Here is a 19,487-nt window from a genome sequence, read left to right on the forward strand (position 1 = left end):
CGGGGGCGGACGTCGCCGCCTGGCTTACCCGCCACGGCATCAAGGTCACCGTCGATCAATTGCCGAGCGGAGGGCGCGCAACAGCCGAGGTGCTACGGCACCATGCCATGGATGTAGCTGCTGATATGCTCGTGATGGGTGCATACAGCCATTCGCGCGTGCGCGAACGTATCTTCGGCGGCGTTACCAGGGCGATGATCGAAGAGGGTACCATTCCCCTTTTTATGGCACATTGACGAAGTAGGAGAGCGACTCCGCTTCCTATCAGCGCCTTCTCAGCGATGCCTCGGCCCCGGCTGCCAATTCTACAATTTCGGTGGTGATTTCCGCTTGCCGAAGCTGTTGCTCTCGCTGTGAGAGTGACGTGAGCTTGGTCCCGATGTTGGTTTTGGCAGCTGCCATCGCCATCATGCGCGCGTCATTTTCAGATGCGAACGCGTGCATTGCCGCTTCGCAGAGCTGCGCGTAAACATATTCGGCAGTCAGGCGTTCGAGGAGGTCGTGAGGAGAAAGCGTCGTCAATGGCGGTTGCTCGTTGATCGGCCGAGCGAACTTGGTGAGGTCAAGCGGTAGCAACGAATGACGATCAACGTAGATCCCGCCGCCGGAAGCTGAGCGTGAAACCACGATATCGACCCTTACAATCGCGGTTGATGCGATCTGGCCGTACAATGCGTCGGCGATCTGGTTGGCGATCGCCGGGATCGCGTCGACATGCGTGGCCATCGGAGCCGTCCAGGTCGGCAGTAACCCGCGTTCCTTGGCAACAATTGTGCCGCGAGTTCCAATCATGAGAACCACAGCACTCGAAACGTCACTTGCCGCTGCGTCGAGGACACGTTCGCTGAAGGCGCCGGCGAAGCCTTGCTCCGCGCAAAACAGGACTAAGCCCAGTTTGCCCCGCAGCAGCGATGGTGAGCGCGGCATATCCGCCGGCATCAGACTCAAAGCGTGCCCGATGGCGCGAGATACGACGCGGCTGTAGGCGTCGATGCCGGCGAGCAATGCCCGCCCGCGCTGCGCCCGGGATGCAGCAATCCCGCGCATGGCGGTGACCACCGACTCAAGCTGTCGGACGTTCTGAATCTGAGCGACGACGTCGGCAAGTCGTTCGGCCATCAGGCAGCCCCTGTTTCCAATGCTGGCCTGGTGGACGCAATCTGCGCTGCGAGCGCCATCAGTGCGCCTGCAAATCTTGCGCTCTGCGCATCATCAAGCTTGCCAGTCCGTTCCACCGCGTCGAAGATGTCCTTAGCCGAGCGGTCGAGCCAGGCTGGCAATTCGGCGCAGAATTGTCCGATCGCCTCAAGTGGAATGCGGTCAAGTATCCCGTTCTGCAATGCCGTCACTAACGCGACTTCGTCCGCCAGTCGTGTCGGTGCATACTGTGGTTGCGACAGCACGGCGCGGATGCGGTGACCGCGCGCAATCTTGTCCTTGACCTGGTTGTCCGTCACTCCACCGAAGCGTGTAAACATCTCCAGCTCCAGGAATTGGGCGTAATCGAGACGCAACGCGTGTGAGGCCTTGCGCAAGGCGGGCGCTTGGGTCTTACCGCCGACACGACTGACGCTGGTGCCGACATCGACAGCGGGCTTATGTCCTTCGTGGAATAACCGTGCGTCGAGTACGATCTGTCCGTCGGTAATCGAAATGAGATTGGTCGGGATGTAAGCACTCAGATTTCCGGCATCGAGCTCCGCGATCGGCAGCGCCGTCAACGACCCGCCACCTGCGGCCTTGGAAAGCTTGGCTGCGCGTTCGAGCAGCCGCGCATGGACGTAGAACACGTCGCCGGGATAGGCCTCGCGGCCAGGTGGTTGGCGGGTCAGCAGCGCGATCTCGCGGTGAGTGGCGGCATGCTTCGTCATGTCGTCGATGACGACTAACGCATGTTGGCCGCGGTCGCGAAAATACTCGGCCATGGTCATGCCGGAAAACGGTGCAATCCATTGTAGGCCGGGCGCGGCCGAGGCGCGGGCGATGACGAAGATGCAGCGCTTGGGTGCCCCGTGGGCCCGCACCGCGTCAATAACACGTTTGACCGTCGATGATTTCTGGCCAACCGCGACATAGATGCAGACAATGTCGCTGGATTTCTGGTTGATAATACAGTCAATCGCCACTGCGGTCTTGCCGATGGCCCGGTCGCCGATGATCAATTCGCGCTGGCCGCGGCCGAGTGCAAACATCGAATCGATGACGAGCAGTCCAGTCTGTACCGGTTCGCTGACGAAATCGCGGTCGATGATCGTTGGCGCAGGTCGCTCGATCGGCTCGTAACCTATGGTCTCAATCAATCCGCCGCCATCAAGGGGACGGCCGAGCGGATCGACGACGCGGCCAAGGAGTGACGGCCCCACAGGCACGCGCACCACCTCGCCGGTCCCACGCACCCGGTGGCCAGCTTCGAGACCTTCGGGGTCGTCGAGGAGCACGCATCCCAACGTGTCCCGGTCCAACGTGGTGGCGAAACCGACTTGGCCCTGTTCGAAGTGCAAGAGTTCATCCAGCCGCACATCCTCGAGGCCCGACACCATCGCAATGCCATCGGCAACCGCCTCGACGCGGCCGACCTCTTCGGCCGACGGCGCCAGCGTCGCGGAACCGACGCGAGCCTTGGCGTCGCGGAGCCAGCGATCAAGACGGGCCGTGGTGTCCGTCACGGTTCAATTCCTCGCGGATGCGCCCCAGATCCGCCTGCCAATTGTTGCGAACGATCGTGTTACGGCTGTGAAGCTCGATGCCGGCGATCAGGGCCGGATCGCTGCGGAAGGTGAGAGAGAGCTCAGTGCCAAATACCCCGTGGAGAGATTTGCGGACCTGCGCTGCCTGTTCATCGGTCAGGACAGCTGCCGTCACAACTGCGATGGGGTGATCTGCGTCCGCTGCGGCGAAACTATACTGCGCCTCGGACGACAAGTTGCGCAGTTCGCCGCAAATGCCTTCGAGAAAAGCAGGAAAGGAAACGCCAACTGGAAGCCGCTTCAGCAGACGCTGTGTGATCTCGATGGAGAGCTCGCTCGCATGTGAGATGATGGCTTGCTCGGTCGTGGCTCTCTCGCGAGCGATCGCGGATTCGGCCTCGGCGCGCTGCTTTGCAATCTCATCGGCCAATTTGGCGAGCAGCCTGGCTTTCTCCCCCTCGGCGGCCTTCTGAGCTTCAGCGACCAGCCGCTCGCGCTCCGCGGCGACGTTGCCGCGCGCCTTGTCGGCCTCAGCGCGCAGATCGATGGCTTCCTTTCGGGCGTGGGCCGCGTCGGCCAACAGCCTGCTCGTTTCTTCCTGGCGTTTGGCCACGATATCGGCCACCGGGCGGAAGAAGAACCGGCCAAGGATCCAGATGAGAACGAGAACATTGACGGTCTGGAGCGCCAGCGTCCACCAGTCGATATGCATGGACCTAAATTGGGCTCAATGGATGAATGGATTGGCGAACAGCAACAGCAGGGCGATCACAAGGCAGTAGATCGCCATGGTTTCGATCATGGCGAGACCGACGAACAAGGTGCGCGAGATGGTGCCAGCGGCCTCCGGCTGGCGGGCGATTGCGTCCATGGCGGCAGCAACGGCGCGTCCTTCGCCAAGCGCCGGCCCAATCGCACCGAATGACACGGCCATCGCCGCTGCGAAAATGCTGACGATTTCAATCCAGTTCATGGTCCTTTCCTTTCTTTGAAGCCGTGGGCCGGCCTGCGTTCAGGGCGCTGCCGATGAACACCATGGCGAGGACAGTGAAGATGTAGGCTTGCACCGCACCCGTCAGCAGATCGAGTGCCATCAGCGGAATAGGAACGAGTAAGCCGGCCAGCGACAGCACGATTCCGACGACGAAGACGCCACTCATGACGTTGCCGAACAGACGCACGATCAACGAGAAGGTGCGGGTGAACGTTTCCACGATATTGAGTGGGATCATAATGAAAGTCGGCTGGGCGAAGGTCTTCAAATATCCGCCGATGCCGCGAGCACGGATGCCAAAATAGATGATGGCGAAGAACACAATCAGGCCGAGTGCGGCGTCGGTCTCGATATGGGCGGTCGGCGGTTCGACGCTTGGTACCAGCGAGGACCAATTGGCCGCCAGGATGAAAAGGAACAGCGTACCGATTATCGGAACATAGGGTTTCGGCGCGACCCGCATTGTAGCTTGGATTTGGTCCTCAATGGCGCCGACGATCATTTCAAGCACGGTCTGCGGCATGGATGGCTTCAGTGACAACGAGCGCGTGGCAAGCCATCCGCCGAACGCGAGCGCACCCATCAGTCCCCAGGTTACCACGACGGGTTCGGTGACCGCGACCGGTCCGACCGTGAACACGATCTTGGCGGTAAGCGGAGACTGGATCATGGCTGCATTTCCCAACGGAAGACCACGATTCGGGCCACGAGAAGTCCGAGCGCAGCGGTAAGCAGCGGCAGTGCACCAAACGAGCGCGCGATGATCGAGAGAGCCGCAGCCGGCATGGCAAAGCGCAGAAGCTGAAGCGCGAACGGCAGAAGCGCTCGGCCGCTCACCAAGATACGAACATTCCAGCGCAAGGTGAGAAAATGAAACCAGCCAAGGAGGGCCCCGGCCAGTAGCCAGCCGAAGGCCTGAAATACCATGGCCATCGAGGCATGATTAGTGAGCCAACAGTTCGTCATTGCTGATGCATCCACCGCCACGCCGACCAGAAGCCGATCGTCACACCGCTCATCAGTAGTGGTGCGCTCCAGAAAATGCCGGTCCCAAGCTTGTGGTCGAGCCATCGTCCGACGAAGAGCCCGATCAGGGTCGGCGTGACGATAATCCAGCCAAGCACACCGATCTGGCCGACAAAGCGCATCACCGATGGCTCGCCTTCCTTTTTCCAAATATCGCGCCGCTCGCGCTGTTGACGGGCTGCCTCAGCCAAGCCGTCAGGCGGTTGCTGGCCCACTGGATTCTGCTCGGCGTTCATGGCCCGCCCTCTATCGCGCCCGGCCGGTCGGGACGCAGGTAGCGGATAATTTGCCGGATCGTCTTCATCTGTAATTGCAGACTTTCCGTGCGGGAGGCCCGCTCGGCGTCGAGGCGCTTGTGAAATTCGGCGAGGACCACCTGTTCGAGGCATTCAAGATCGTCGCCGGGGACCGCTTCACGCGTGGCGATCGCGACCTCGTTGCCATTGGTGACGGAAAGAACGCCGCGACGGACGGCGCAGTAGCGCGCGTTATCGTTCGCACCATGCCAGCTTACGATCGAGACGTTCAGCGCTGTCAGAAGATCGGCGTGGCCGGTGAGAATGCCGAAACTGCCGCTCTCGTCCTCGGCGCGCACGGCTGTGACATTCCGATCGTCAATCACGACGGCTGTCGGGGTGGTGATTAGAAGCCTCATTGCGGCCGCTCTCCCCCTTGGACTTCGTATCCTTGTCGCGGGCGTCCTCGATGGTGCCCACCATATAGAGCGCGCTTTCGGCCATATGATCACAGTCGCCGCAAAGGATGGCCTGGCAACCCTTGAGCGTGTTGGCGAGCGGGATCGAACGCCCCGGGACGCCGGTAAAGGCCTCGGTGACGGCAAACGGTTGCGTGAGGAAGCGCTGTAGGCGGCGTGCGCGAGTTACGGCAAGCCGATCCTGCGCGCTCAATTCCTCAATGCCCAACAGCGAGATGATATCTTGTAGTTCCCGGTAATGCGCGATGGTTTCCCGCACTTGCTCGGCCACGCGATAGTGCTCCTCGCCGACCATGGTTGGGTCGAGCAGAATCGAGGAAGAGCTCAAAGGATCGATGGCAGGGTACATGCCCTCGGCGGCCATCGATCTCGACAGCACGATCATGCTGTCGAGATGACTTGCAATGGCTGTCACTGCCGGATCGGTGAAGTCGTCGGCCGGCACATATACGGCCTCGATCGCCGTAACCGACACGCCCCCGATCGAAGCGATACGCTCATGCAAAGCTGCCACTTCGGTGGCGAGTGTTGGCTGATAGCCGACTCGCGACGGCAGCCGCCCGAGCAGGCCCGACACTTCGCTGCCCGCCTGCACGAAACGAAACACGTTATCCATCAACAACAGCACGTTCTTGCGTTTCTGGTCGCGGAAATATTCTGCAATGGTGAGTGCGGTGAGCCCGATTCTCCAGCGTGCGCCGGGGGGCTCGTTCATCTGCCCGTAGACCAGCACACTGTTCTCTAGCACTCCGGAGCGGCGCATCTCACTGAGAAGCTCGTGCCCCTCGCGCGATCGTTCGCCGATACCGGCGAATACCGAGATACCTTGATAGCTTTGCACCATCGCGTGGATCAGCTCCATCACCACGACGGTCTTGCCGACGCCAGCGCCCCCAAGCATCGCCGCCTTGCCGCCTTGCGGCAGTGGCGCCAGCAGATCGATGACCTTGATTCCAGTTTCAAAGATAGTGGAGGCGGGGCTTCGTTCGCTAAGCGGAGGTGGCCTCCGGTGAATTGGCATTCGCGGTAGGGCAGGGGGCAGCGCCGGGCCGTTGTCCCGAGCGCGGCCGGTGACGTCGAGGAGGCGGCCAAGAATAGGTTCACCGACGGGTACTGTGATCGGCCCCCCGGTCGCTCGCACCGGCACGCCCCGCTTCAGTCCCGCAGTAGCTTGAAGCGCAACGCCTCGCACGGTGCTCTCGTCGAGGTGCGCTTGGACTTCGACGATGAGGGGGCCAGATTGATCCCATTCGACGATCAAGGCCTCTTCAAGCCGTGGCAGTTCGGTACTGTCGAAGGCAACGTCAATCACTGCTCCCCTTACGGAAAGAACCTTTCCTCTCGGCTGTGTTGAGGGAGCCATCGCGACGCCCATCTATGCTTCCGAACTAACTTTTTACATTATGCGACCGTCTTCCGCGCTTGGAAAGCAAGTATATGAGTGAGGAGCTTCCAAAAAAATGGAAAGATATTGATCTGCCTCAACGTAAACTTGAATTGTTGTCCTCTTCAATAACGAACAATTCCGCGCGATCTGGTGGGTAGTCGGTGTCACAGTAATAACGCGGAAAGCAAAAAAGTGCTTTTGCGGGCCAGTTGGCTAGACCGGCGATGTCGGTTGACATGCCAAGACTAGTGTCGGCCTTTGCTGGGATGCCCAACTCTTCATGGCACCTTTGGACATCATGGCTCTTCTGCGGAGCAAAACAATAATAGGAATGGTAGAATGACCAAAGATGCACCGCATGTGATCTGGTTCGAAGAGCTGGGACGGAACGACGTACCACGCGTCGGCGGCAAGAACGCCTCGCTCGGCGAGATGGTGGGTCACCTAGCCTCCCAAGGCGTGCGGGTGCCGCCGGGATTTGCAACGACTGCGGACGCGTATTGGTAATACATCGAGGCAAACGAGCTCGGCCAGACGATCACCGATTCGCTCACCGCACTCGAGGCCGGTCATGCGCCGCTTGCCGAAGTTGGGGCTACAATCCGTCGCGAATTCCTGCGTGGTAAGTGGCCACAAGGTATTGCCAAGGTCATTCAGGAATCGTATCGCGAACTGTGCCGGCGCGCCGGCAAAGTAGATAGTGACGTGGCCGTGCGCTCAAGTGCGACAGCCGAAGACCTGCCCGATGCGAGCTTTGCCGGGCAACAGGAAACCTTCCTCAATATCCGCGGCGATGAAGCGCTGCTCGAAGCGTGCCGGCGCTGCTACGCGTCGCTGTTCACCGACCGGGCCATCAGCTACCGACAATCCAAGGGTTTCGACCACATGAAGATCGCCCTTTCCGTCGGCGTGCAACGCATGGTCCGCTCAGACCTTGGCAGCGCCGGCGTCATGTTCTCGATCGATACCGAAACCGGCTTCGACAAGATCGTGCTCATCAATGCTGCTTGGGGATTGGGCGAGAATGTCGTGCAGGGCGCGGTCGATCCCGACGAGTATGAGATTTTCAAACCGTTCCTGTCGAACGCCGCCATCACACCGATCATTGAGAAGAAGCTCGGCGAAAAGTCCAGCAAGATGATTTACACGAGCGACGCCGATCATCCTACCAGAAATGTACCGACGTCTCGGGCCGAACGCGCAGCGTTCGTGTTGAGCGACCGTGACATACTTGCGCTTGCGCGCTGGGCTTGCATCATCGAGGATCATTATGGGCGCCCTATGGACATGGAATGGGCCAAGGACGGCGAGACCGGCGAGCTATTCATTGTCCAAGCACGACCCGAGACCGTCCAATCGCGCAGAGAAGCAAGCACGTTCAAAACGTATCAAATCAAGTCCAGGGGCCGAAAGCTTGCTTCCGGGCTCAGCATCGGAGAGGCCGTGGTTGCCGGCCAAGCCTGTCTCATCGATAGCCCCCGCGATATTGATCGCTTTGTCGACGGGGCAATTCTGGTAACGCGGACGACCGACCCGGACTGGGTACCGATCATGAAGCGTGCCATTGCTGTCATCACCGATCATGGTGGTCGCACCTCGCACGCGGTAATCGTCAGCCGCGAAAGGCGCGCATTGCCTTGTATGCAGCTTGGTCCATCGTATCCGAAGCCAGTGGCGAAACCAACGCCGAATCCAAACCAGGTGCAGCAACCCAGCCCGCGAACCATTTGCCGAACGGCGGCCAGAACAAGTCAGTTCCAGCCAGGATTAGTCCTGTAGCGATCTGAAGGAGAAGCAGAAGCAGAATGAGTACGATCGCGATGCGCGCTGCCGGATTGTGCCCAACATATTGTTGCGGCTCGCCGGAAAGGAAAGCAGTGGCATAGCTGCGCAATGCGCCCCAGTAGCCAGGCCCGTAGGGCAAGATCGCACGCCATCGCGCATAGCGGTTGCCGAGAAAGGCCCAAACAAAGCGCCAGATTAAATTCAATGCCATGACGTAACCCAGCGCCACGTGGATCAGCTTGAGCTGGACTTTGCCGCCGACCGAAAGTCCAAGCGCATCATCGTTTAGCAGCATAACTCCGACGCTTATCAAGCCGAGCACGACGAGTGCGTTAAGCCAATGGAACCACCGCGTCGGGACGTCCCATACATTGTAAGCACGATATTGCTGGGATGGCATCTTGGACATTGATGGCACTCCATACTATAGCGGCTTTGTCGCGTTCGAGTAGGCTCTCACACAAAATATCTTCCAACGGTTGATTTCCATCAATACGACCCGGCATCCTATATGCGGAGGCAGCCATGTAGAGATCGCCAGGTCGTGAAGGTTATTCGCGCTGAGAGCTCAGCCCGGCGCGTGGGCGTGTTTCGTAGTCAGTAAAGACCTGGCACTTCCCTCAGTGCAGCGCGTTGCAGTCCAGTTTGATGATCCCGTTGATGGCGAGATTACACATCCCCGGTTCTTCTTAATTTTAATAGCTGTGCCTGTCGTCGGCCATCCGATCACGATGTCGAGGACGCTTTCGCAAAGGAACGCTTCTGGTTTGGACGGAATTGTCAGATTGAGTTCGAAGAGGGCTGCTAATCAGCAGCCCTCTTGCGGCCGGAGATCATGGACGCGATTAGGTTTTCACGATGCTGGAAGCTCATGATCAGTACGCCGATGACGTGAGCCACGACGAGGCCAACGGTCAAATTGGCCAGGAACTCGTGGACGTGTTCGACCAGCTTGGAGCCCCAGAAGGCGTCCGTGGTCATCATATAGCCCGTGGCGCCCGTGCCGGCCAGCGCGATCAGGAGCGCGACGATCATCGCACCGCCCGCTGGGTTGTGCCCGATATAGCGGGGAGCTCTGAGCATCACGACGTCGCGAACATAGGCGAGGACTTCGCGCGGCAGACGAACGAAGCTAGAAAATCGCGCATGCCGCGGACCGACGAAGCCCCAGACGATGCGGGCCGCGAGGAGCCCGGCGATGACGTAGCCGGTCGCGATGTGCACCCGTTCGAGCTCGTCGCCGGTGGCGTAGGCGATCACGAAACAGGCAACCAGGGACCAGTGGAAGATCCGGACGAATGGATCCCAGACTTTGACCGTGGCCGGCGGCATCGCGCCGCCGGCTCCGATCATATTGCTCATGGTTCTCATTTGCGAACCGTCACATCTGGCCGATGATCCGGCCGTTGGTCGGGGCCACAGACAGCTCGACCCGGTTGCTGTTTTTGTCGAGCGTGTAGAACTCGCCGCAGACATTCTTGAGTTTGGCCTTCTGAACTTTGTAGCCTTGAGCCTCGACTTTGGCCTGCAACTGCTCCACCGGGAGCCACTGGGTTTCGGGGACCGACGTGCACGGCTTGCCGAGGCTGCCAGCTTGGGCGGCAGCTGTCCCAAGCGTCACGGCGGCAATGGTAAGGATCGCTATCTTGCGCATAGGTGTCTCCGGACAGTGGCCGGCCGCATCATGCGCCGGCAATGCGGGCAACCCTGCCAGAAGCGGCCTGACCGCCGCCTGTTGACCCAGGTCAGCGATTTGTCAGGTGACATCTGGCATTCATGTCTTTCGGAGAATGAGTTGTTTTCATGTACCTACGTCTGTGCCGAGTTCGTGCCTTGATCCTTGCGGTCGCCTTTCTGGCGGCGGACGGCGGGTTGCCGGCATTCGCTCGCGACCACGATGATGCACGACGGGCCGTTGAGGCCGGTGAGATCCGTCCGCTTACGGACATTCTGAATATCGTCAAGGGCAAGCTTCCCGGCGACATCGTCAGCGTGAAGCTTGAACGGGAAGCCAGTGCCTGGATGTACGAGTTGCGGGTCGTCGACGACAAGGGGCGGCTGTTCGAGATCCACGTCGATGCTCGCAGCGGCGAGGTCGAACGGACCAAGGAGAAGTGATGCGCGTGCTCGTTGTCGAGGATGACCAGCGGATCGCAACGGACGTCTCACGCACGCTTGAATCGTCCGGTTACGTGGTTGAAACGGTTGCGAACGGCGAGGACGCTTGGTTCCTCGGGGACACCGAGGACTATGGCGCCATCATTCTCGATCTTGGCTTACCTGGGATGGATGGCCTCGCGGTTTTGAAGCGCTGGCGCGCCAATGGACGCCACATACCTGTTCTCGTCCTCACTGCGCGAGGAAGTTGGGCCGAGCGGGTGGACGGCATTGACGCCGGCGCCGACGATTACCTGCCGAAACCATTCCGGATGGAGGAGTTGCTGGCGCGGCTTCGGTCCATCGTGCGGCGCTCAGCGGGGCATGGTTCCTCGGTAATAACCGCGGGAGAGATCACCCTGGACGAGCGGCAGATGAAGGTAACCCGACGAGGCGTGCCGATTGCGCTTTCGCCGCTTGAGTACAGGCTGATCGCTCATCTCCTCCGAAATCGAGGGCGGGTCGTCTCGCAGCAGGAGCTTGATGAGAACGTCTATGGTCACGGGGAAGAGCACGATTCCAACACGCTCGAGGTGCTGGTCGGTCGCGTGCGCAAGAAGCTCGGCGCTGATGTGATCGAAACGCGGCGCGGCTTCGGCTATCTGATGCCGGAGGCCCCGGCATGAACCGGCATTCGCTCAAACTGCGACTCGTCGCCGGCGGCCTCATGGCCATCCTGATCGCGCTTGCGGTTGCCGGTGGTGCGCTCATCGTTCTTTTCGAGCGTCATGTCTCACGCACCCTGGCTCAAGATCTCGACGTTCATCTGAAACAGCTTCTCGCGGGCATCGACGTCGACCCGCAAGGCAAGCTGATGCTAATGCAGACGCCGGTCGATCCACGCTTCGCCGAGCCTCTCTCCGGACTTTATTGGCAGATCGGCGATGACCGCGGGCAGCTTCTGCGCTCGCGTTCGCTCTGGGACTCCGTTATCGAACTCCCACCGGATCGGCTGAACCCTGGCGAAACGCACCAGCACGAAGCGTCCGGACCTGGTGGCCAGCGCCTGCTGGTCGCCGAGCGCGCCGTCACGCTTTCCGCAGATGAAAGACCGGTAATCATCCGCGTCGCGGTCGCCGAGGACCTCGCGAGGGTGTCGGCTGCGACCTCGGCCTTCGCCAAGGATCTTGCGCTCGCGCTCGTACTTCTCGGTTGCGTGCTGGCTCTTGCGACATGGGTCCAGGTGGGCGTCGGCTTGCGTCCACTGGTCACTCTGCGCCGCGGCGTGGCCGACATCAGAGCAGGGCGCATCCGGCATCTGCCGTCCACGGTTCCGACCGAAGTTCGTCCCCTCGTCGAGGAAGTCAATGCATTCATTGATGCGCAGGCGAGGGAGATCGAACGGTCCCGCGGCCGCGCCGCCGATCTGGCTCACGGACTGAAAACGCCGCTTGCGGCTCTTGCAGCGGATGTGTCGCGCCTCCGTGATCGGGGCGAGCGCGACATCGCTCGGGACATCGAAGCCGTCGGCGAAGCCATGGGCCGCCATGTCGACCGCGAGCTCGCGCGGGCCAGGGTTCGCGGGCGAACGCATGGCGTCCCCGCAGCGTCCACATCCGTGAAACCGCTCGTGGACTCCATCGTCGCGACCGTGTCGCGCACGCCCGATGGCGCGCGAGTGAGATTCGAGAACCTCATCGCCGACCATCTTTGCGTTCCGCTCGACCGGACTGATCTTGCCGAGGTTCTGGGTAATCTAATCGAGAACGCGGTCCGGCATGCCGCAAGATCGGTCCGCATCGCCGACGGAAGCCGATTATCCCTTGTCGTCGAAGACGACGGCGAGGGCATCGAACCGAGTCACCTGTCACGCGTGCTTGCACGCGGCGCTCGTCTCGACGAGCGAGGCAGTGGCGCGGGTCTGGGGCTTGCCATCGTGCAGGATGTCCTGGACGCGTACGGCTGGGGACTGGAGCTCTCCAGGTCGGAGCTCGGTGGCCTGAAGGCAGTAATCACTCCGATGTCCGAAAGCGACCGTTATCGCTGCAGAACGAAAGAGGGATCGTCAACCTCGGAGGCAACCCCGCCATTCAAAGTTTATCCCATCCAGAGAGATAGGATAGGTACATGATGACGAAGCAGTGCATCCACGAAATCCATGCCCAGATCGTCAAGCGCCTCGCGGAAAACCGCCATTGCCGCGTTATCGAGATGGTCGACGACGGCCACTCCTGCCTGGAACTGGCCCAGCAATTCCACGCGGTCGAGAAGGTGATCACAGAACCGAAGCGGAGGCTCATCCACCGTCACGTCGACAGTAGCCTCGACGTTGTGGTCAACAGCGGCTCCTCGAAGCTGACAAAGGATGTGCTCGTCGAGTTCAAGGCGCTCGCGCGCTACCTCTGACCGGAAACCAGCCGATGTCGCCTCGAAAGTCCATATTGTTGCTGGGTCTCGCCGCCGTCGTCGCGGCAGTCGCTTTCGCGGTCTGGGGACCGAAAGTGCTGACGCTGCGCAAGATGACGGGTCTGGTCGCGACGGAGGCGCCGCAGCAATTTGGGCCGCAGAAGGAGAAACGAAACCCTGTCATTCGGATGGACGAAGAACGGATCGCTTTGGCCAAGATCGAGCAGATCAAAGTCGGCCCGGCAACGATGGCGACGAGACTGTCGGTCCCGGCCGTCATTGCGCCCGATGCCAATCAGGTTGCCCACGTGTCGGTAAAGCTGTCAGGAACCGTCGCCGAGCTCCGCAAGAACATCGGCGACGAGGTGAAGAAAGGCGAGATCCTTGGAGCACTGGAGAGCAGGGAGGTCGCCGACGCGAAAAGCGAGTACATGGCCGCGCGACTGTCGAACGATCTGCAGCAGGATCTGACGACTCGCGATAAGGCTGCTTGGGGCAGCAAGGCGATCCCCGAGCAACAGTACATCAGATCGCGCAACGCCGCGTCGCAGACGGCTATGCGTCTCGACATCGCTCGGCAAAAGCTGTTCGCGCTCGGGGTCGACGAAAGCGAGATTGTCGCGATCCCACAGGCGCCCGAGGGAACGCTGAGGCTTCAGAACGTCCGTGCGCCAATCTCCGGACGGGTGGTGGAACGCAAGGTCGACCTCGGGACCGCTGTCGGTAGGGACAATCTGGAGACCGAGCTCTTCGTCATCGTTGACCTCAGTAGGGTCTGGGTCGAGATGGCGGTCAATTCGTCTGACTTGCCTACGGTCCGCGAAGGGCAAAGCGTCGCGGTGTCCGTCCGCGGCGGCAGCGTAGGAACGGGCAAGATCATCTTCGTTAGCCCGTTGCTTGACAAGGACACGCGGGCGGCGCGCGTCGTGGCCACCCTGAATAACCCGGATCGACTCTGGCGTCCCGGATCGTTCGTGACGGCGGCCATTACCGTGGACTCGCGCCCGGTCGCTGTGGCGGTGCCGGCGGTCGCCGTGCAGAGCGTGAACGGGCGCAACGTCGTCTTCGTGCGGACTGCCGAGGGATTTGAGAAGCGGGACGTGGTGCTCGGTCTTCGCGACGATGGGATGGTTGAAGTGACGTCCGGACTTGCAGCTGGCGAAACGATCGCGTCTTCCAACACCTTTCCACTGAAAGCCGAACTCTCCAAACCAGGCGTCGAGGAGTGAGATGATCGCGCGCATCGTCGATTTCTCGGTCAGGCGCCGATGGCTGGTTCTGCTGGTCACTTTGGTTGCTGCGGTCACCGGACTCTGGTCGCTGACCAGGTTGCCGATCGACGCGGTTCCAGATGTGACCAACGTCCAGGTGCAGATTAACGCGGTAGCGCCGGCGCTGACGCCAGTCGAAATCGAGAAGCAGGTCACGGTCGCGCTGGAAACGGCGCTGGCCGGCATACCTGGCCTGGAGTCGACACGCTCCTTTTCGCGGAACGGTTTCGCGCAGGTGACCGTCGTGTTCGTCGACGGCACGAACATCTACTTCGCGCGACAACTCGTCGCCGAGCGCATCAACGATGCCAAATCCTCGCTACCCCCGGGCGTGGAGGTGAAGATGGGGCCGGTCTCGACCGGTCTCGGCGAGATCTACTGGTGGGCCGTCGAATACGAGAAGCCCGGCGCTACCGAGCCCGTTCGCGACGGCCAGCCCGGCTGGCAGAGCGACGGCAGCTATCTGACGCCGGAGGGCGAGAGATTGACCGACGACTTCCGCCGGACAGTCTACCTCAGGACGGTACAGGATTGGATCGTCCGGCCGCAGATGAAGACGGTGCCCGGCGTGGCCGGCGCCGATGCGATCGGCGGTTTCGTCAAGCAGTATCAGGTGCAGCCGGATCCAGCGAAGCTCGTCGGCTACGGCCTCTCCTTTAAGCAAGTCATCGACGCGATCGAAGCCAACAACGCCAGCCGCGGCGCCAACTACATCGAGCAGAACGGCGAGGGCTACGTGGTCCGCGCTGCCGGGCGCGTCGAGAACGTGGAGGACATCGGACAGATTGTCGTCTCGACCCGGAATGGGGTGCCGGTACGGATCAGGGACGTCGCCGATGTCATCATCGGGAAGGAGTTGAGATCCGGAAGCGCCAGCGTAAATGGACGCGAGGTCGTGCTCGGAATAGCCCTGATGCTTATCGGGGAAAACAGCCGCACCGTCGCCGCCGCGGCGGACGCCAAGATCAAAGAGATTACCAAGATGCTACCACCGGGCATCCACGCCCGAACGGTGCTCAACCGCACGCAACTCGTCGACGCCACGATCCACACCGTCGCGACCAACCTGGCCGAAGGCGCGCTGCTGGTAATCGCCGTGCTGTTCCTGATGCTCGGCAACTTCCGCGCCGCCCTGATCACGGCCTGCGTCATTCCGATCACGATGTTGCTAACTGCGACGGGCATGCTGCGGGGACACATCAGCGCGAACCTGATGAGCCTTGGCGCGCTCGACTTCGGCCTGATCGTCGACGGCGCCGTGATCATTTGCGAGAACAGCCTCAGGCATCTCGCCGAGCGGCAGGTGGCCCTCGGGAGGGCGCTTTCGCGCGACGAACGCCTCAAAACGATCACCGCATCCGCTGTCGAAATGATCCGGCCCACCGTCTATGGTCAGCTCATCATCATCCTCGTCTATGTTCCGCTGCTCACCTTCTCCGGCGTGGAGGGCAAGACGTTTGAGCCGATGGCGCTGACGGTGATGATCGCGCTGGCCATGGCCTTCGTGGTCTCCCTGACCTTCGTCCCGGCCGCGACAGCGATCGTCCTGACGAGGCCCGTGAGGGAGAGCGAGAACTTTCTCGTCCGGAGGTTGAAGGATGCCTACGCGCCGATTCTGTCCCGAAGCATTGCGAAACCCGGCTTGGTCATCATAGCTGCGGCCGTGCTCTTCGCTGTCTCGCTCGTTCTGTTCTCCCGCCTGGGGCAGGAGCTCACGCCGACGTTGGATGAGAAGAACATCGTCATGGAGGTGAAGCGCATACCGAGCACCGCGCTGGGCCAGGCCCAAGCCATGCAGCTCGAGATCGAGAAAGTGATCAGCAAATTCCCTCAGGTCGCGTTTGTGTTCTCGCGAACCGGCACGCCGGACCTTGCGGCCGACCCGATGCCGCCCAGCGCGTCAGACACCTACATCATCGTCAAGCCGCAAAGCGACTGGCCCGATCCCTCGATGACGAAGGATGATCTCATCCACGCGATCGAGTCGGAAGCGACCAAGCTCCCCGGCAACAAGGTCGGCTTCTCGCAGCCGATCGAGATGCGCTTCAACGAGCTCATCGCCGGCGTTCGCGAGGATATCGGCGTCAAGGTGTTCGGCGACGACTTCTCGGAAATGCAGTGGACCGCGGCGCGCATCGCAAACGTCCTGCGGAAGATCGACGGCGCCGAGAGCGTGAAGGTCGAGGAAACCAGCGGGCTGCCGTTCCTGGAGATCCGGATCGACAAGGCCGAGATCGCGCGGCGCGGCCTCAATCTCGTAGACGTCCAGGATCTGATCGAGACCGCCGTCGGTGGACGCGCGGCGGGACTGGTGTTCGAGGGAGACCGACGCTTCCAGATCGTGGTCCGGCTGAACGACGCGCTGCGCAACGACATCTCCGCGCTTAAAAACCTCCCGGTGCCGTTACCGCACGCCAATCCGAACGCGCCGGCTCCGACCGTGCCGCTGCGCGCGGTCGCAACGTTCGAGCAAACGGAAGGGGCCAACCAGATCAGCCGCGAGAACGGCAAGCGGCGCGTTGTCACCACCGCCGAGGTCCGCGGGCGAGACATCGGGTCGCTGGTCGCTGAGGCTCAGGCGAAGGTTGCGGAAGAGGTGAAGCTGCCGCCGGGGAGCTACTTGGTCTGGGGCGGGCAATTCGAAAACTTCTCAGTCGCGCGCCAGCGGCTCGCGCTTGTCGTTCCCGCATGCTTCGCCATGATCTTACTGCTCCTCTTCGGCGCCTTGGGGTCGGCGGGCGATGCACTCCTCGTCTTCAGCGCCGTGCCGCTCGCGCTGACCGGCGGGATTGCCGCGCTGTGGCTGCGCGGCATGCCGTTCTCAATATCTGCCGCGGTCGGCTTCATCGCTTTGTCGGGTGTGGCGGTACTCAACGGTCTGGTGATGTTGACCCAAATCCGGTGGCTGATCGATAGCAGCGTGCCGCACGTCCAGGCAGTCTACGACGGAGCGCTAACGCGCTTCCGTCCTGTCGTTATGACAGCCCTGGTGGCGTCGCTCGGCTTTGTGCCTATGGCACTGGCAACGGGGACAGGCGCAGAAGTGCAGAAGCCCCTTGCAACCGTCGTCATCGGCGGACTGTTGACTGCAACAGTGTTGACGCTTGTGGTGCTACCGGCGCTTTATGCCCGTTTCGCGCCCCGACGCTCGGAATTGGATAACGCGAACGAAATTACGATGAGTCGCGCAGCTGAATAGATTGGAGCTTTCCGTGCTTTCAATTCTTGAGAACCTACCGTCATCTCTTTGCGACATAGGTCATTGCGTTGGCCGGGGGTTGATGACAGTTGCGGTTGGCCCTGCTGGCCCTCAAGATGGCAGGCAACAAGGCGCGCGCTCGAAGCAGCATGTGCATATCTTTATGAAAAATTCTCTTGGTGGAGGACCGAATGATCGTCCGCATCCTCTTATTGGCATATTCTCTTCTACTTGCGAGCGAGCTGCCGGCGGCATCCCAACAACCTAAGGATGATCCCTGGAATCCTCAGCACATAGATGCACTGCCGCCCGACATCCGTCACTATATAGCGGCAATCTGCAAGGGACCGGCCAAGGCGCAGCATGATTTTGCGACCTATTCTACAACCGAGAGACGTTGGCGAATAAACTTCGAATATCTTCGACGCGATGGTCTCCGTGATTTCCGACGAGGCCACCAATGCCTCGACGTAGATTTTATCCAGGTTGGCTCACGGTTCCGGCTTGCCTCGAAGCAATACCGTGAATGCGGCTTCTGAAGCGGAGCCGCATCGCGTCGGTTACGAAACGATTACGCTGGCATACCAATCCTTCCCTGTCCGGATTGGACCGCAGAGTTGATGGTCAGAGATGTAGTCCGGGCAACGATGCGCCGTCCTGCCGGCTCCTACCCACAAACCGCTTGGTGACCGTCCGTGCGATAGCCGTGGGCGTTTCATTGGGGATCGGGAAGTACAGGCGCGTTGATTTCGCACGGAATATAGGTGTCGGTAACGGCCGCGTCGCGCGGCCCATAGAGGAACTTTGCATCCCAGATAAGGGTTTAGCGACAGTTCATCGATGGCAAGTAGCTCCATCATCTGCGGCGCCCATTCGTCCTCCTTCGCAGTGCTTGGAACGAGGGGGCGTCGGGCCCGTGCATGATCCGCGGGGCCGGGCTGCGCCTCAGACGAGTTCGGACCTTCTGGCGGAGGTTGGATCAAAGCCTCGATCAGTTGGTGTCCAAAGCCCGCGAGCTTCGACCCGCTCATGTAGCAGCGGATCATCCCATCGGGCAGGCGGGGTTGATACGGCTGATTGATAATGCAGCCATCCCAGCCGAAGTATGGTTCGCATCGCGCGATGAAAGTATCGAGCGGTATGAAGGCAAGGTCATTTAATCCTCCCCCCGCTCCGGCGGGGCTCTACTGGATCCGATCCCATATAAGCTTGGGATGTGATAAGCTTGGGATGTGCTAAGCTTGGGATGTGCGTGTTTTCTCTTTGGATTAGTGGGGAGAAGGGCGACATGAAAAGCGACAAAAAGATCGAAACGGCGCTGGGAGCTTTCCTAATCCTCGCCACGCTGATTGGCGTCATAGCGATGTTGTCGGCCGTTCAAAAGGCGGATCACGGGACTTCTGATATGCCCGCAAATGCTGACAGCGTTAAAAACTGAGCGGCATCTGCCACAAACCAGCGGCCTCTCTCTTCGGCGGACCTTCTATGGCCCCAGATCGCCGGGAAGTTTGCCGCCGATCGGACTCTCAAGCGCAACGCATCTTCGTTGGCAGGAAATTAAGTTTGGATTGCGAGTCTGTTGATGAAATCCGACGCTTTCCCATAATGTCGGAAAAGTGATCAAGAGCCATGAACCCAATCAGAGGTATTGACGGAACCAATTGGCCCCGTTGGTGTTGAGCGCTGAAATGCAGGGTTCCTGCCACATTCTGGTGGAATCTCGCGCAGTCAGAAACACGCGCGGGCATGGCCCGATACCCCAGGAGCGGACGAATACGGGTCCGTACTAGGCGGTTGGCGGTAAGTACGCCGACGGCTCGATTATCAAGTTTAGGGTCCTGACGGTAACAGACCTCGCGCCGGGCGAACGCACCGGAGGAGACGCTGATGAGCTGGGTACTGGACCTCGTTAATCCTCGA

Annotated in this window: 20 protein-coding genes and 1 pseudogene; 9 read left to right on the forward strand and 12 right to left on the reverse strand. The window is 60.7% G+C overall.

Annotated elements, in window-relative coordinates; genetic code table 11:
- Nucleotides 1–236: universal stress protein (locus tag BGN91_RS17440; RefSeq protein ID WP_292615307.1), on the forward strand; the 236-nt coding region annotated here is incomplete at its 5' end.
- Nucleotides 237–264: 28 nt separating this feature from the next.
- Here BGN91_RS17440 and BGN91_RS17445 read toward each other — a convergent pair.
- From BGN91_RS17445 to atpD, 9 genes are read right to left on the reverse strand one after another with little or no spacing between them, the layout of a single operon-like run.
- On the reverse strand, nucleotides 265–1,119 hold the full coding sequence (locus BGN91_RS17445) for a F0F1 ATP synthase subunit gamma (protein ID WP_292615309.1): 855 nt from the start codon (nucleotides 1,117–1,119) through the stop codon (nucleotides 265–267).
- Nucleotides 1,119–2,597 (reverse strand): F0F1 ATP synthase subunit alpha, encoded by a 1,479-nt coding sequence (locus tag BGN91_RS17450; protein WP_292615332.1) that lies wholly within the window; start codon nucleotides 2,595–2,597, stop codon nucleotides 1,119–1,121. Before BGN91_RS17450 ends, BGN91_RS17445 begins: the two co-directional genes overlap by 1 nt.
- 43 nt (nucleotides 2,598–2,640) lie before the next feature.
- Nucleotides 2,641–3,399 carry a F0F1 ATP synthase subunit delta gene (locus BGN91_RS17455; RefSeq protein WP_292615311.1) on the reverse strand — a complete coding sequence of 253 codons (759 nt, stop codon included), beginning with the start codon at nucleotides 3,397–3,399 and terminating at the stop codon, nucleotides 2,641–2,643.
- 15 nt (nucleotides 3,400–3,414) lie between these two features.
- Nucleotides 3,415–3,660, reverse strand: coding sequence for a F0F1 ATP synthase subunit C (locus tag BGN91_RS17460; RefSeq protein ID WP_292615313.1), 246 nt, complete (start codon nucleotides 3,658–3,660; stop codon nucleotides 3,415–3,417).
- Entirely contained in the window at nucleotides 3,647–4,348 is a 702-nt protein-coding gene (locus BGN91_RS17465) for a F0F1 ATP synthase subunit A (protein WP_292615334.1), read from the reverse strand. The genes BGN91_RS17460 and BGN91_RS17465 overlap by 14 nt, the downstream gene beginning before the upstream one ends.
- Nucleotides 4,348–4,614, reverse strand: coding sequence for an ATP synthase subunit I (locus BGN91_RS17470; protein ID WP_292615315.1), 267 nt, complete (start codon nucleotides 4,612–4,614; stop codon nucleotides 4,348–4,350). The genes BGN91_RS17465 and BGN91_RS17470 overlap by 1 nt, the downstream gene beginning before the upstream one ends.
- A 29-nt stretch (nucleotides 4,615–4,643) precedes the next feature.
- Nucleotides 4,644–4,943: an AtpZ/AtpI family protein gene (locus tag BGN91_RS17475; RefSeq protein ID WP_292615317.1), complete on the reverse strand. Its 300-nt coding sequence runs from the start codon at nucleotides 4,941–4,943 to the stop codon at nucleotides 4,644–4,646.
- Nucleotides 4,940–5,329 (reverse strand): F0F1 ATP synthase subunit epsilon, encoded by a 390-nt coding sequence (locus BGN91_RS17480; RefSeq protein WP_366408736.1) that lies wholly within the window; start codon nucleotides 5,327–5,329, stop codon nucleotides 4,940–4,942. The genes BGN91_RS17475 and BGN91_RS17480 overlap by 4 nt, the downstream gene beginning before the upstream one ends.
- Nucleotides 5,322–6,785 carry a F0F1 ATP synthase subunit beta gene (gene atpD / locus BGN91_RS17485; protein WP_292615336.1) on the reverse strand — a complete coding sequence of 488 codons (1,464 nt, stop codon included), beginning with the start codon at nucleotides 6,783–6,785 and terminating at the stop codon, nucleotides 5,322–5,324. The genes BGN91_RS17480 and atpD overlap by 8 nt, the downstream gene beginning before the upstream one ends.
- 363 nt (nucleotides 6,786–7,148) lie before the next feature.
- Between atpD and BGN91_RS17490 the strand changes: the two are divergent.
- Nucleotides 7,149–8,375 (forward strand): annotated as a pseudogene (locus BGN91_RS17490) (PEP/pyruvate-binding domain-containing protein); the annotation flags it as partial.
- A 46-nt stretch (nucleotides 8,376–8,421) separates the two neighbouring features.
- On the opposite strand, the gene BGN91_RS17495 reads toward BGN91_RS17490, so the two are convergent.
- From BGN91_RS17495 to BGN91_RS17505, 3 genes are all read right to left on the reverse strand, one after another.
- Complete coding sequence (locus BGN91_RS17495; protein ID WP_366408737.1) at nucleotides 8,422–9,003, reverse strand: cytochrome b/b6 domain-containing protein; 582 nt, start codon at nucleotides 9,001–9,003, stop codon at nucleotides 8,422–8,424.
- A gap of 395 nt (nucleotides 9,004–9,398) precedes the next feature.
- Nucleotides 9,399–9,965 carry a cytochrome b/b6 domain-containing protein gene (locus tag BGN91_RS17500; RefSeq protein ID WP_292615319.1) on the reverse strand — a complete coding sequence of 189 codons (567 nt, stop codon included), beginning with the start codon at nucleotides 9,963–9,965 and terminating at the stop codon, nucleotides 9,399–9,401.
- A 10-nt stretch (nucleotides 9,966–9,975) separates the two neighbouring features.
- Complete coding sequence (locus tag BGN91_RS17505; RefSeq protein ID WP_292615320.1) at nucleotides 9,976–10,248, reverse strand: PepSY domain-containing protein; 273 nt, start codon at nucleotides 10,246–10,248, stop codon at nucleotides 9,976–9,978.
- 149 nt (nucleotides 10,249–10,397) lie between these two features.
- Here BGN91_RS17505 and BGN91_RS17510 point away from each other — a divergent pair, with 149 nt between their 5' ends.
- The 7 genes from BGN91_RS17510 to BGN91_RS17540 all read left to right on the forward strand — a co-directional run bounded on the left by BGN91_RS17510 (nucleotide 10,398) and on the right by BGN91_RS17540 (nucleotide 19,005).
- Nucleotides 10,398–10,712: a PepSY domain-containing protein gene (locus BGN91_RS17510; protein WP_292615322.1), complete on the forward strand. Its 315-nt coding sequence runs from the start codon at nucleotides 10,398–10,400 to the stop codon at nucleotides 10,710–10,712.
- Nucleotides 10,712–11,377: a response regulator transcription factor gene (locus tag BGN91_RS17515; protein ID WP_292615323.1), complete on the forward strand. Its 666-nt coding sequence runs from the start codon at nucleotides 10,712–10,714 to the stop codon at nucleotides 11,375–11,377. The genes BGN91_RS17510 and BGN91_RS17515 overlap by 1 nt, the downstream gene beginning before the upstream one ends.
- Nucleotides 11,374–12,822 (forward strand): HAMP domain-containing sensor histidine kinase, encoded by a 1,449-nt coding sequence (locus BGN91_RS17520; protein ID WP_292615324.1) that lies wholly within the window; start codon nucleotides 11,374–11,376, stop codon nucleotides 12,820–12,822. The genes BGN91_RS17515 and BGN91_RS17520 overlap by 4 nt, the downstream gene beginning before the upstream one ends.
- On the forward strand, nucleotides 12,819–13,097 hold the full coding sequence (locus tag BGN91_RS17525; protein WP_292615325.1) for a metal-sensing transcriptional repressor: 279 nt from the start codon (nucleotides 12,819–12,821) through the stop codon (nucleotides 13,095–13,097). Before BGN91_RS17520 ends, BGN91_RS17525 begins: the two co-directional genes overlap by 4 nt.
- A gap of 95 nt (nucleotides 13,098–13,192) precedes the next feature.
- Nucleotides 13,193–14,326 carry an efflux RND transporter periplasmic adaptor subunit gene (locus tag BGN91_RS17530; protein WP_292615327.1) on the forward strand — a complete coding sequence of 378 codons (1,134 nt, stop codon included), beginning with the start codon at nucleotides 13,193–13,195 and terminating at the stop codon, nucleotides 14,324–14,326.
- Between the two features lies 1 nt (nucleotide 14,327).
- Nucleotides 14,328–17,567, forward strand: a complete 3,240-nt coding sequence (locus BGN91_RS17535; RefSeq protein ID WP_292615328.1) for a CusA/CzcA family heavy metal efflux RND transporter — start codon at nucleotides 14,328–14,330, stop codon at nucleotides 17,565–17,567.
- Nucleotides 17,568–18,855: 1,288 nt separating this feature from the next.
- Nucleotides 18,856–19,005 carry a hypothetical protein gene (locus tag BGN91_RS17540; protein WP_292615330.1) on the forward strand — a complete coding sequence of 50 codons (150 nt, stop codon included), beginning with the start codon at nucleotides 18,856–18,858 and terminating at the stop codon, nucleotides 19,003–19,005.
- Nucleotides 19,006–19,487 lie beyond the last annotated feature (482 nt).

This window comes from Nitrobacter sp. 62-13 (assembly GCF_001896955.1).
Taxonomy (GTDB): domain Bacteria; phylum Pseudomonadota; class Alphaproteobacteria; order Rhizobiales; family Xanthobacteraceae; genus Nitrobacter.